The organism is Roseateles sp. P5_E8 (genome assembly GCF_054177665.1).
Genome location: NZ_JBGCUM010000053.1, coordinates 22667 through 35349 on the forward strand (window position 1 = coordinate 22667; position 12683 = coordinate 35349).

Sequence of the window (12683 nt, forward strand, 5' to 3'; positions counted from 1 at the left end):
CGAGTGGGCGGCATTATGCAAAGGGGCCGGATTCAGCCGACGGTAATCGACCTGCGCATGAGCGCCCCTCGGACATACCGCCAAGTCGCGCACGATGCCACCACCCGCCGGGCTGGGTTGGCGCGCATGCGGGATTCACCGCATGCGATGCCAGGCGCAGCGCGGCGCATTATGCGGACGGGCCGGGGTGATTCTGGGCGGCGCCTGCTGGGCAACAGGGCTGCCAGGCGACATCCCGCTGCCTCGGCGCGCGTGCAGAGTTCACGAATCGCGCTGCCCTCCCCAGGCGCCGCCTTGCTCTGCCGCCCGCGCGGCGACAGCACAATACGCGCCCACCACCATCCACCTCGGAGAAGCTGGCAATGCGACCTTTCTTTGGCCAGGTGTTCCTCAGCGGCGTCTGCCTCACGGTGGGGTCGTCGCTCGCGGTCGCGCAGGCACCGAGCGAAGAAGAAGAGCTGGCCCAGGTCTATGGCGACAAGACGACCGTCAGCATCGCCACGGGCGCCGCGCAGTCGTTGCGCCGGGCGCCCGCGGTCGCCACCGTCATCACGGCGCAGGACATCGCGCTGATGGGCGCGACAGACATCGACCAGGTGCTGGCCACCGTGCCCGGCATCCACGTCGGCCGCAACAACCAGGGCTACAACCCGCTGTACATCGTGCGCGGCATCTACAGCGAGTTCAATGCGCAGACGCTGGTGCTCTACAACGGCGTGCCGATGACGACGATGTTCATCGGCAACCGCGGCACGCTCTGGTCGGGCCTGCCGGTGGCCAACATCGCCCGCATCGAGGTCATCCGCGGCCCGGGCTCGGCGCTGTACGGCGCGGATGCTTATGCCGGCGTCATCAACATCGTCACCAAGGGCCCGGCAGACACGCCCGGCCTGGAGCTGGGCGCGCGCGCCGGCTCGTTTGCCAGCCGCAATGGCTGGGTGCAGTACGGCGGCGCGGTGGGCCCTGTGGCGGTGGCCGCCTACCTCTACGCCGGCCACACCGACGGCTTCAAGGAAACCGTGCAGGCCGATGCCCAAAGCGGCCTGGATGCGCTGTTCGGCACCAAGGCCAGCCTGGCCCCCGGGCCGGTGAACACGGGCTATGACGCGGTCGACGCCCACGTCGAGGGCAACTACGGCAAGCTGCGCGTGCGCGCTGGCTACATGCTCCGGGACAACATCGGCACCGGCGCCGGCGCCGGCGGCGCGCTGGACCCGGTCGGCCAGGGCCGCAACCAGCGCTGGAACGCCAGCGCGTCGCTGTCCGAGGTGGAGCTGGCGCCCCAGCTGCTGCTGAACCTCACGGGCAGCTACTTCCAGTTCACCAACCAGTTCCCGCAGCCTTTGCAGGTCTTCCCGCCCGGCGCCTTCGGTGGCAGCTTCCCGCAGGGCATGTTCGGTGCGCCCAACACCTGGGAGCGCCAGACACGCGTGGCTGCCGTGCTGGGCTACACAGGCCTGGCTGGCCACCAGTTGCGGCTGGGCGTAGGCCATGACGACCTGGACATGTACCGCACCCAGGAGTTCAAGAACTTCACCGTCATCGACTCCGGGCCAGCGAAGGGGCTGCCGGTGCCGAACCCCGGCGGCCAACTGGTCGAGTTCCCCGTCGACAAGTCCTTCGTCACGCCGCAGCGGCGTCGCGTCAGCTATGCCTATGTGCAAGATGAATGGAACATGGCGCCGGACTGGACGCTCACCGCCGGCGTGCGGCGCGACAACTACAGCGACTTCGGCGCCACCACCAATCCGCGCATGGCGCTGGTGTGGGATGCCAGCCTGGACCTGACCGCCAAGCTGCTGATCGGCCGCGCCTTCCGGGCGCCGTCGTTCTCGGAGGAGTACAGCATCAACAACCCGGTCATCCGCGGCAACCCGCTGCTCAAGCCGGAGCGCATCAGCACGGCCGAGGCGTCCTTCAGCTGGCAGCTGAGCGCGCAGGTGCAACTGCAGGCCAGCGCCTTCCGCTACACGATGACGGACATCATCCGCGCCGAGAGCATCGGCGGCGGCACCAGCGAATACACCAACCTGGGCAAGCAACGGGGCCACGGCTTCGAGCTGGAGCTGGTGGCCGACGTCGCGCGCAACCTGCGTCTGGCGGGCCACTACGCCTACCAGCGCTCGGTCGACGAGAGCACCGGCCATGACGCCGGCTACGCACCGCACCAGATGGCCTATGTGCGCGCCGACTGGCATTTCGACAAGGGCTGGTCCCTGAGCGGCCAGGTCAAGCGCGTGGCGGGCCGCCGACGCGCGGCCGGCGATGACCGCGCGCCCGTGCCCGACTACACCACAGCCGACCTGACGCTGCGCACCTCGTTGCGCCAGTCCGGCTGGGACCTGGCCTTATCGATGCGCAACCTGTTCAACGCCGATGTGCGCGAACCCAGCCTGGCCAGTACCGGCATCCCCTACGACCTGCCGATGGCCGGTCGCGCGGTGGACGTGCAGTTGGTCTATCGCTTCTAGCTGCCCCAACGCCTAGGTGCGGGCCCCTCGTAGGCGATGTTGTCGCAGGCCAGCGGCAGCAGCGTGCCGGCCGGCTGTTCGCTCGCCTCGATGTAGCAGGGCTGCATGCCGGCGAGGAAGGCCGGGAAGGTGAACTGGTAGTGCTGGCGCGGCGTGAAGCCCATGTCCGCCGTCAGCGCGGCGGCCAGCGCGGCGTAGTTCATGCGCAGCCGCCAGCGCCCGTCCTGCAGATGCTTCTCGACGGCCAGCGCCGCCTGCAGGTGCGCGCCATCGGCCAGCCCCTGCTGCTCGATCAGCTTCAGCATCGGCGCGATGCGCTCGTCGCCCGCCGCGATGGGCCGGCCGTAGCCGGCGATGGCGCGGTGGCGCTTCAGCTCCTCGCGCACGCAGGCGTCCACGCCTTCCCCCGATGCCAGCGCCTGCCGGGCACGCTGGATGAAGGTGGCGGCGCGGATGTCGATGCCGCGGCCGTAGATCTCGGCCTCGGACACGGCCAGCGCCGCGGCCATGCCCAGGTTGCCCGAGCTGCGCGCGCTGCCGGCCAGCGCGGCGACGCGGTTGTTCCAGATGCGCGCGTCCGGGTAGCTGGTGAAGACCCAGATCGCGTGCAGCACCTTGATCTGCGCGGCCGTATAGCGCTGGCCGGTGATGCCGAAAACGTACAGCGCAAGCCAGTCCATGTCGCCCAGGTCGGCATGCAGGTCGTGGCCGCGGAACACAGCACGCTGGCCGACGAAGGCGCCGCCCATGCGGGTGGTCAACACACCGGCATGCTGTTCCAGCGGCGAAGTCTTTTGCTCGTTCATGCCACTTCCTTCAGCGGGTCGTCCTGCAAGTCCAGCGCGAAGAACGGGAAGTCCTTGTAGCTGCCGGCGCGCTGCTCAAGCGCATGCGCCGCCGCGCCGGGCAGGCGCAGCAGCAGGTGCAGCATCTCGCCTTGCTCAGGGGTGAAGCCCAGGTCGCCCAAGGCGGCCGCCGCAACGCCCGACATCGCCAGCGGCAAGCCCACCGCCGCCTCGATCTCGGGGCGCTGCGCAGCCAGCCAGCGCAGGCGCGGGCCGCCGGCTATGTCGGCCAGGCGCTGCAAGGCATTGCAGACGATGCCGGGGGTGACCACGCCGTTGGGCTCGAAGCCCGGCGGGTGATCGGCCTCCGGCCAGATGGGCGAGGTGGGCGCGGCTGCGGCAAGCCAGTGGGTGGCCCACAGCGCGACGCTCTCCGGCGCGGCGCGGCTGTCCCAGATCGTCATGGCCGCGGCCACTTCCTGCGCGCCGCCATGGCGGCCGGCGCCCACGGCCAGTGCGGCCATCAAGGCCGCCGCTGCTGGCGAGCGGCCCAGCCCCGAGCACATCGCCGCATGCACCGCGGCATCACGCGGCCCCGCATTGGCCAGGGCCACGGCCAGCGCCTCCAGCAGGCGGGCCTGCGCTTCTGTCGGTGCCTCCTCGCGGAACAGCAGCCACAGCATGTCGACCCAACGGGCGCGGCCCAGCAGGTCGCCGTACACGTCGTAGCCGCGGCAGTGCGCGGCGCGCGTCGCGAAGCGGTCGGCGGGTTCCGCCTCTTCGCGCCAGATGCTCGTGCGGACCTGCTCCATCACATCAGCTGGCTGAAGCCGCCGTCCACCACCAGCTCGGTGCCGACGACATAGGACGAAGCCGGCGAGGCGAGGTAGAGCACCGCGTTGGCGACTTCCTCGGCAGTGCCGAAGCGCTGGCTGGGCGAGCGCTGCGTCAGGTCGGCACGCGCGGCGTCCACCGCCTCGCGGGGCACGCCGTCCCAACGGCCGAAGCCGGGCGTATCGATGGGGCCGGGGCTGACGGCATTGACGCGGATGCCGCGTGCGGCCAGCTCCAGGCTCGCGGTGCGCACCAGCGAACGTGCCGCCGCCTTGCAGGCCGCGTAGGCCGAGAAGCCCGGCGCGCCGATCTGGTTGGCGATGGAAGTCGTCACGACGATGGACGCCCCCGGGCGCAGCAGCGGCAGTGCGCGCTGGATGGCGAAGAACACGCCCTTGAAGGCGACGTTGTTCATCGCGTCGAACTGGTCCTCGGTCATCAGCTCGATGGGCACCGGCGAGCCGCCAGTGGCGTTCAGCACCAGCGCGTCAAGGTGGCCGAACTTGGCCTTCACCTGCGCCATCAGGCGGTCGATGTCGGACAGATTGCCGGCGTCGCTACGCACGGCCAGCAGGTCGTGGCCGAGGGAGTCGCGCGCCGCGGCCAGCGTCGCCTCGTCGCGGCCGGTGATCATCACGCTGGCGCCCTGCGCCATGAAGAGCTTGGTTGTGGCCAGGCCGATGCCGCTGTTGCCACCGGTGATCAGGGCCGTCTTGCCGGCCAACGTTCGCGTATCGCTCATTTCGCTCATTTCGCAGTACCCAGGGTTTTCATTCGAAGGTTCATTGGCGGCACCTCTTCGCCGTCGATGCGGATGTCCAGCAGCGTCGGGCCACCGCGCGACAGGATCGCGTTGAAGTCCAGCGCATCGAGGTCGGCGGGCGAGCGGATCACATGGCCCGGGATGCCCATGGCCGCGGCCATCATGGCGAAGTCGACCTTGGGCAGCTCGAAGCCGATGGGCTCCGCACCCGCCAGGCGCTGGCCATGCTTGACCATGCCTAAAGCGCCGTCGTTCAGCACGACGTAGAGCACCGGCAGGCCCAGCTCGGCGGCGACCGTGATCTCCTGGCCGTTCATCAGGTAGCTGCCGTCGCCCGTCAGGCAGACGACCGGGCAGCGGCGGTTGGCCATCGCAATGCCCACGGCCGAGCCGATGGCCCAGCCCATGGGCGCGAAGTCCATGGTCACGCGCAGCCAGCTGGAGGGGCGCGTGCGCCGCTCCTGCCCAGAAGGCAGGAAGGGGCCGCCGGGCAGGCGGCCGCTGCGCTGGTCGTGCGGCGCGAGGTAGTGCACGGCCCAGGCGGCGCTGTTGCCGGCGTCGGCGACGAAGCGCGTCTGCGGCGGGCAGCGCTCGGACAGCGTGGCGAGCAGGCGCTGCGGCTTGACCGGCGCGCTGTCGCTGAGGGTGGCCTGGGGGCTGTCCACCATGGCCTCGTAGGCCTGGCGCGCCATCTGCGGATGCACGAAGGGCAGCAGCTGGCCGTCCTGCCCGCTGCTCGAGGGGGCCAGCAGCGCAATCAACTGCTCGCACACCGACTTGATGTGGCCGCGCACATGCAGCCGCGCCATCGGCGAGCGCATCAGGTTCTCGTCGCTGTCGTCCACATGCACGAGGCGGCTGTTCAGCAGCGAGGACGACCAGCCACCGCTGTTGAACTCACCGAAGCCCGTGCCCAGCGCGATGACGAGGTCGGGTGCGCTGGACAGCAGCTCGGCAGCGCTGTCATGACCGCCAAAGCCGAACACGCCGCGAAAGCGCGGGTGGCGCGGATTGATGAAACCCTTGCCGTCCGGCGTGGCGATGAAGTGGCCGTCGGTGCGCTGCACCAGCTGCATCAGCTCGTTGCCGGCCTCGCCGCAGCCGTCGCCAATCAGCCAGACCGGCTGGCGGGCCGAGAACAGCAGGCGGGCCAGCTGGCGCACGGCGGGCAGGTCCACCAGGGCCGGCGCGCGGCGCAGCAGGCCGGCGAAGTCGGGCGTCTCCAGGTCGTCGGGCAGCGGCTGGCGCAGGATGTCGACCGGGATGGACAGGTGGCTCGGGCCGCTCGGCGCGCGCTGCGCATGCATCAACGCGTTGAAGAGCTTGATGGGCAACTGCTCGGCGTGCGAGACCAGCGAGTTGTAGCGCGTGCACGGGCGGAACATCGCCATCGTGTTGATGCCCGTGCAGCTCGATTCCTGCAATGCGCCCTTGCCGAAGTTCTTGATCGGAGGCTGGCCGGTGATGACCAGCATCGGCACGTTGTTGTCATAGGCGCAGGCCACGCCGGTGATCAGGTTGGTGGCGCCCGGCCCCGAGGTGGCGATGCACACGCCGATCTTGCCGGTCTCGCGGGCATAGCCGTCGGCCATATAGGCGGCGCCCTGCTCATTGCGGGCCACGACGGCCTGCGGGCCGCCGCGCCGGCCGCTGCGTGCGAGGGCGTTGTACAGCGGCTCGATGGCGCCGCCGGGCACACCGAAGACGTATTCCACGCCGATGGCTTCAAGCGCCTCGACCAGCAGGTCGGCGGCGTCACGGGCGGCGGGTTCGCGCGCCGTGTCGGGCGCGTCGGCATAGAAAGGGGCGAGAGCAGTATTTGAGTCCACGGGGCAGCAGCAGTCGGCAGGCGGTAGGCGAAGGACACCGCGACGGCTGCGGCACAGCTGCTTGGGGCAGCTGGCACCGGCGGTGTCCGCACGACATCAGGAAATGAGGAGCCCACCGAGGTGGACCCTGGAACGACCAATGGACACAAGATGCCAATGGCCTTGCTCCCCCCCTGCGTGCGCTGTGGGCCTGAGGCGACGCTGAATAAGTCCCCGCGCGGGACTTGTTCAGCGTTGCCTTAAGCCCCGCGTCATCTCTAGCCTGCGCGTGAAGCCTCAGCACCGCGCAGTGAACGCAACTGTATCGAGGTGAAACTTACCCACATCCCCGCGAATGCGGGAAAACACGAGGCACGCGGGGACAAGTCGTGAACTAGTCCACACTGCAGAGGCAGCGGCCGAGAGCTTTTCAGCCGTGCCTGAAAGGGCGTCAAAACGCCCTACAACCTGTCACGGTTTGACCCTTGCTCCGGTCAATTGCGCCACCGCCGCCAGCGTCGTCTGCGCGGCATTCAGCCCGAGCAGGAAGTCCTTGTCCGAGTAGGTCGAAAACAGGTCGGTGGGCTGGTGCCAATGCGGGTTCCAGCCGGCGCCGATCTGCATGCCGCGCTCGTTCTCGCGCAGCGACACCGCCGGCACCAGGTCCATGAAGGGCGTGGAGTCGGTGTTGGTCATGCGGTTGCCAACCGCAGCCGGGTAGTCGGTCGCGTACTTCTCGTTGGCCGCGCGCAGGGCCCAGGCCAGCTTGGCCGCGCCCTCGGCCTGCTTGGCATTCACCTGGAACTCGATGTTCACGTCGGCCTCGGCGCGCTGCTCCTTGGGCGCCGTGTAGACCGGCTGGCCGCGCGCGTCGAGCACCGGTTTGCCGGCGGCGTCGAGCTTGGGCACGGGCATGCCGTGGTCGAACATCATCATGTCGTGCTGGATCATGCCCAGCCAGGTCGGCTCCGGGTAGCGGCCCGAGCCCTTGGGCGACTCGATGCCCTGCAAGTCCTTGCGCTGGGCCACATAGGCATAGGCGCCGTTCAGGCCGGTCTCCTCGTTGTTCCAGAGGATGAAGCGGATGGAGCGCTCCGTCGTCACGCCCGGCGCGTTGAAGATGCGCGCCAGCTCCATCACCAGCGCCGTGCCCGAGCCGTCGTCATTGGCTGCCTCGCCAAAGCCGATGCCGTCCATATGGGCGGAGACGATGTACATCTCGTCGGGCTTGGTCGTGCCGACCTTGGTGCAATAGACGCTTTCGCGCGGCGACGTGCCCAGCGGCGTCTGCTCAGTGTTCAGCGCGCGCAGCTTCTCGTCGGGCTGGGCCATCGGGTCGGTGTTCACGCCGGTGGGCGCGCGCTTGCCGAACAGCGTGCCGCCGCCTTGCGCCGCCGGGCCGCCGGCCCGCACCGGTTGCAACTGCACCGGCCCGCGCTTGACTGGCTCGGTGAAGTCATAGCGCAGCCGCTCGGTGTTCGTGCAGCCATAGCTCTTGAGCTGGGCCTCGATCCAGTCCAGTGCCTGGCGGTTGCGCGCCGTGCCCTGGCGGCGGTCGCCAAACTGGGTCAGGCCCTTGATGGTGGCCTTGTACTTGTCCAGCTCCAACTGGTTGACGAGCGGGGCGACGGGGTCGGCCGCATCGACGGGTGCCAGCTGGGCAAAGGCGGTCAGGCAGGCTGTGGCCAGCGCGGCGGCAACGAAAGCGTTCTTGGAAGCCATGGTGGGAAGCTTGGAGTGAGGTGGCTCGATCCTATTCAATGGCCAGGGTCGCCGAGAGCAGCAGAGCCGGCTCGTCGCGGTCATCCGGGTCGGTCACCAGCAGCAGATGCAGCGTGCCGTTCTCCACGATCACGGCGATGCCCTCGGCCTTGCAGCGCAGGGACAGTGGCCACATACCGAGCAGCCGCCCATCCGCCGCCACGACCCCGACGGCCGACCCTCGGCACGGGCCATCCAGATAGCTGTCATCCGTGGCCTCTGCCGCCGCACAGAACACCCAGCCCCCGTGCGGCAGCGCCGCGCCATCGGTGAAGCACAGCGGCACGCCGTCGATGTCGCCCAGTTCGTACTGGTGGCCCGACACCGGCTCGGGCGCCGGCCCCGCGCCGCCCAGCCAGGCCTGGATCGCCGGCCAGTCATAGCTGATCAGCACATTGACCGGGCTGGCCTGGTTGCCCCGCTGCAGCAGGCAGAAGCGGTCGGCAGCGACGAAGGCGCCTTCGATATTCAGCTGCTCGTGCCGTGCGTGCAGCGGCTCGTACAAGGGCGAGAGGTCGATCTCGCGCACGGCGCCCTCGATCTCACCCGCCTCGTTGAAAGCCAGCAGCGCCGCTCGCTGGCGCTGCGGCCGGGACCCGGAACCCAGGGCCAGCAGCGCGCCCTGCGGGTAGCCCGGCCAGGGCGGCAGATGGGCCAACGCCTCCAGGTCCGGCTTGGCAGCCTTGCGGGCCTTGGGCTTGTCGGGCAGTTCGCCGCCGAAGAGCCGATGCAGCCGGCCAGGGCGGTCGCCCGACAAGTCAAACGCAGCCAGCGTGTGCTCGTCATCGGCAACGACAAACAGCCGCTGCCCCACCTGAACCAAGCCGCTGGCTGCGCTGAGGTGGCCCGGAGCGGCATTTGTCTCGACGGACAGGGTTCGGACGACTCGGACTTCCAGCATGGCAAAGCTCCCTGGCAAACATGCGGGCGATGCTAGTCGCGCCAGAAGAGCGCCGTCGATGCCAGGCTGAGGCGGTGGAGCCCGGTGGGGCGTCCGGCTGAGACTGCTTTGCTGCAATTGCTGGTCGCACGCCAGCCAGGACCCAAATCGGCGTAGCCTTAGGCCTCGCAACATGCCATCGCGGCCCGAAGCAGTGTCAAAGACCATCCAAGCGGGCCTCATCTATTTCGCCATCGTGCTCAGTACAGGCTTCGGTCTTGGCGTAGTCCGGGTTCCGTTCCTCGTACCGAGCATCGGAGAGCGATGGGCGGAGCTTGCCGAGATGCCGATCATGGCAACGGTCATCTACCTGGCCGCCGGATACATCCTTCGCCGTTTTCCTGAAATTGGCTCGCCGAGCAGGTCATTGATGGCGGGGGGGCTCGCCTTGGCACTCACCGTGGCCGCCGAGTTGGCGTTGGCAACCGTCTTGCAAGACAAAACGCTCGCCGAGTTCATTGCCAGCCGAGACAAGGTATCTGGCTCGGCCTACGTTGCGCTGCTGCTGGTGTTTGCAGTGATGCCAAGAGTTCGCCTGTCAAAGCAGGCGCCAACCGCAGGGAAGCAGAGCAAGGCCTAGCCTTCGCCGCGCTCACTCTGGAGCAATGGCGAATTGCACAGCGGTTCTGGTGGGGATTTCTCAATCGCGAGAGGAAGATTCAATGCAAAAAGCGCGTGCACTGAGATGTGCAATAGCAGCAATGGGAATGGCTTCGTCGCCTCTCGCATTTGGTCAGTCAGATTGGACGTTGCCCCCCATAGCCGAGGGACAAGAGGCCAGAGAAAACTGCCTGGGGCTGATAGCTGTGCTGCCAGTCATGAAGAATCCCCAGATGCAGCTGCTCATGGAGAGTCCTGAAATCTATAAAGCTGGAGGCAATGCATTGATGGTGAACGCTGTGGCAGCCTTAGCAAGATCGAAGGAGCCTGACGCACTGTTCACGCTAGGCATGCTGTTTGAGTCAGGTAGCTGCTTTGGTGCCAAGAAGGATATGAAGATTGCCAACTCGCTGTATCTCCAGGCCGCCGCACGCGGTAGCCTGGAAGCAAAAGAGCGGGCTAAAAAGTGAACGTACGGCGTCGCCCAAAAGCGGCGCCCAAGCCTTCACTCGGGAGGCGGGGCCGGAGTCGGTGACGAGGTTGATCCACAGGATCTGCATGGCCAGCAGGGGCAGCCAGCCAAGGCCTTCCCGCTCAGCTGGCAGCGCTTCAGCCTGTCACACAGCCACCCCGAACAATTTGCCGACGCCCGCCGTGATCGCCATCGCCAGCGCGCCCCAGAACGTGACCCGCACGATGCCGCGTGCGATGGGGGCGCCGCCCGTGTAGGCCGCCAGCCCCCCCAGCAGCGCCAGGAACAGTAGCGACGTGGCGCCAACGATCAGCACCAGGGTCTGCTGCGGCGCCAGCCAGGCGCTGAGCAGGGGCAGGCCTGCCCCGACGGTGAATGAGGCAGCCGATGCCCACGCCGCCTGCAAGGGCCTGGCGGCGGCCGCCTCCGAGATGCCGAGCTCGTCGCGGGTGTGGGCGCCGAGCGCATCGGTGGCCATCAGCTGCCGGGCGACCTGCTGCGCAAGGTCGGGGGCCAGGCCGCGCTGCACGTAGATGCCCGCCAGTTCAGCCGTCTCGCGGGTGGCGTCGGTGGCCAGTTCCTGGCGTTCGCGCGCGATGTCGGCCCGCTCGGTGTCGGACTGCGAGCTCACCGAGACGTACTCCCCCGCCGCCATCGACATCGCGCCGGCCACCAGCCCGGCCACGCCCGCCACCAGCACCGCGCCTGGCGCGGCATTGGCGGCCGCCACGCCAAGGATCAGGCTGGCCGTGGAGACGATGCCGTCGTTGGCCCCCAGCACGGCGGCGCGCAGCCAGCCGATGCTGTGCGTGCGATGGCTTTCAATGGGCATACCGGGCATGGCGCAACTTTCCGTCAGGGGTGGGTGGGTCTGGGCAACGCGTCACTCGAGGCCGGCGCGCCGCAGCCTGGCGCGCAAGGCAGCGATCTCCTCCAGCAGGTCGAGCACCAGGGCCGCGCCAGCGGTGCCGAGGGCAAGGTCGGCGTTCAGGCGCAAGGCCGTGCGCGTCGCGCGCAGCGATGGCCCCGTGAAGGCCCAGTGCTGCGGCGCGGCGCCGTCGGGTTGCAGCACGCCTTCGTCGACCAGCGCCAGCACCTGGGCCGGGCTCGCACCGGCGGCCTGGCACAGGCCGCTCAGGCTGAAGACGATCTCTTCCTCGACGATGACAGCGTCGATCACATCACTTGAGTTGTCGGCCATGGTTGTCATCCTTCCTGCGCCACGCGCGGGTCAAAGTCTGGGAATGCTGCCCGCAGCGCGGTGTAGGCGGCCTGGGCCGCGTCGGAGCCAGCGCGCGGCAGCGTGAGGGTCAGCACGGCATACAGGTCACCCGGCGGCTTGCCCGGCAGGCCGCGGCCCTTCAGGCGCAGCTTGCGGCCCTGGATGGAGCCGGCGGGAATCGTGAGGTGCACCTCACCGGAGGGCGTGGTCGCCGCGACGGTCGCGCCCAGCGCGGCTTCCCAGGGTGACACCGGGAGGTCGACATACACGTCCCGGCCATCGACCCGGAACTGCGGATGCGGCTTCAGGGCGATCTCCAGGTACAGGTCGCCCGCAGGCTCGCCGCCGTGGCCAGGGCCGCCCTGGCCCGCCAGGCGCAGGTGCTGCCCCTCGCGCACGCCGGGCGGAATGTTGACCTCCAGTTGGCGGTCATGCAGGGCGACATGCCCCTGGAGGTCGACGACCGGCACGCGGAGCGAGATCGTGCGGCGCGCACCGCGATAGCTGTCTTCCAGGTCGATCATCACCTTGGCGTGGTGGTCGCTGCCGGGCGCCTGCCGGCGGCCGCCTGCAGCGGGCCGTGCGCCCGGCCCACCGCGCCCGAAGATGGACTCGAAGAAGGCGCTGAAGTCCTCGGCGCTGGGCGCTTGCTGCCCGCCGGGCCCGGCGCCGCCCCGGCCGCTGAACTCGAAGCCGCTGTCCCAACCCGGCGGTGGCTCGAAGGTTTCGCCACGCACGTGGCGCTGGCTGATGTCGTCGTAGGCTGCACGGCGCTCGGGGTCGATCAGGGCTTCATGGGCCTCGGCCACCTCCTTGAAGCGCGATTCGGCATCCGCCTCCTTGCTGACGTCAGGGTGGAACTTGCGTGCCAACTTGCGGTAGGCGCGCTTGATCTCGTCCTGGGTGGCGCATCGCTGCACCCCGAGCGTGGCGAATAAGTCCTTGAATTCCCGAGCGTTCCCCTCGGCGGTGTCGTCAGTGTGATCCGGCGGGTGCGGGATCAGGCGCGGGTTCTTCAGCGTTGGAT

General features: G+C 68.8%; 12 protein-coding genes. 3 read left to right on the top strand and 9 right to left on the bottom strand.

Annotation, left to right across the window (positions count from 1 at the left end):
- Window positions 1–362: 362 nt before the first annotated feature.
- Complete coding sequence (locus tag ACXRVZ_RS22585) at window positions 363–2471, top strand: TonB-dependent receptor plug domain-containing protein (RefSeq protein WP_457423538.1); 2109 nt, start codon at window positions 363–365, stop codon at window positions 2469–2471.
- Here ACXRVZ_RS22585 and ACXRVZ_RS22590 read toward each other — a convergent pair.
- The 6 genes from ACXRVZ_RS22590 to ACXRVZ_RS22615 all read right to left on the bottom strand — a co-directional run bounded on the left by ACXRVZ_RS22590 (window position 2468) and on the right by ACXRVZ_RS22615 (window position 9323).
- Window positions 2468–3277 carry a hypothetical protein gene (locus ACXRVZ_RS22590; protein ID WP_457423540.1) on the bottom strand — a complete coding sequence of 270 codons (810 nt, stop codon included), beginning with the start codon at window positions 3275–3277 and terminating at the stop codon, window positions 2468–2470. The two genes, ACXRVZ_RS22585 and ACXRVZ_RS22590, sit on opposite strands and share 4 nt — an antisense overlap.
- Window positions 3274–4068, bottom strand: a complete 795-nt coding sequence (locus tag ACXRVZ_RS22595) for a citryl-CoA lyase (RefSeq protein ID WP_457423542.1) — start codon at window positions 4066–4068, stop codon at window positions 3274–3276. The genes ACXRVZ_RS22590 and ACXRVZ_RS22595 overlap by 4 nt, the downstream gene beginning before the upstream one ends.
- Complete coding sequence (locus ACXRVZ_RS22600; RefSeq protein WP_457423544.1) at window positions 4068–4832, bottom strand: SDR family oxidoreductase; 765 nt, start codon at window positions 4830–4832, stop codon at window positions 4068–4070. Before ACXRVZ_RS22600 ends, ACXRVZ_RS22595 begins: the two co-directional genes overlap by 1 nt.
- Before the next feature lie 5 nt (window positions 4833–4837).
- Window positions 4838–6682 carry a thiamine pyrophosphate-binding protein gene (locus ACXRVZ_RS22605; protein WP_457423545.1) on the bottom strand — a complete coding sequence of 615 codons (1845 nt, stop codon included), beginning with the start codon at window positions 6680–6682 and terminating at the stop codon, window positions 4838–4840.
- A 450-nt stretch (window positions 6683–7132) separates the two neighbouring features.
- On the bottom strand, window positions 7133–8383 hold the full coding sequence (locus ACXRVZ_RS22610) for a M20/M25/M40 family metallo-hydrolase (protein ID WP_457423546.1): 1251 nt from the start codon (window positions 8381–8383) through the stop codon (window positions 7133–7135).
- Between the two features lie 31 nt (window positions 8384–8414).
- Window positions 8415–9323, bottom strand: a complete 909-nt coding sequence (locus ACXRVZ_RS22615) for a DUF6929 family protein (RefSeq protein ID WP_457423548.1) — start codon at window positions 9321–9323, stop codon at window positions 8415–8417.
- Between the two features lie 193 nt (window positions 9324–9516).
- Between ACXRVZ_RS22615 and ACXRVZ_RS22620 the strand changes: the two genes are divergently transcribed.
- Complete coding sequence (locus ACXRVZ_RS22620) at window positions 9517–9942, top strand: hypothetical protein (RefSeq protein ID WP_457423550.1); 426 nt, start codon at window positions 9517–9519, stop codon at window positions 9940–9942.
- 82 nt (window positions 9943–10024) lie between these two features.
- The gene (locus ACXRVZ_RS22625) at window positions 10025–10432 is read left to right on the top strand and encodes a hypothetical protein (protein WP_457423552.1); all 408 of its coding nucleotides are present in this window, start codon (window positions 10025–10027) and stop codon (window positions 10430–10432) included.
- A 147-nt stretch (window positions 10433–10579) separates the two neighbouring features.
- Here ACXRVZ_RS22625 and ACXRVZ_RS22630 read toward each other — a convergent pair whose 3' ends face one another.
- Genes ACXRVZ_RS22630 through ACXRVZ_RS22640 form a run of 3 tightly spaced genes read right to left on the bottom strand, consistent with a single transcriptional unit; the run spans window position 10580 to window position 12657 of the window.
- Window positions 10580–11275, bottom strand: coding sequence for a VIT1/CCC1 transporter family protein (locus tag ACXRVZ_RS22630; RefSeq protein WP_457423554.1), 696 nt, complete (start codon window positions 11273–11275; stop codon window positions 10580–10582).
- Window positions 11276–11317: 42 nt separating this feature from the next.
- The gene (locus ACXRVZ_RS22635) at window positions 11318–11635 is read right to left on the bottom strand and encodes a chaperone modulator CbpM (protein ID WP_457423556.1); all 318 of its coding nucleotides are present in this window, start codon (window positions 11633–11635) and stop codon (window positions 11318–11320) included.
- Window positions 11636–11640: 5 nt separating this feature from the next.
- On the bottom strand, window positions 11641–12657 hold the full coding sequence (locus ACXRVZ_RS22640; RefSeq protein ID WP_458232849.1) for a DnaJ C-terminal domain-containing protein: 1017 nt from the start codon (window positions 12655–12657) through the stop codon (window positions 11641–11643).
- Between the last annotated feature and the right edge of the window lie 26 nt (window positions 12658–12683).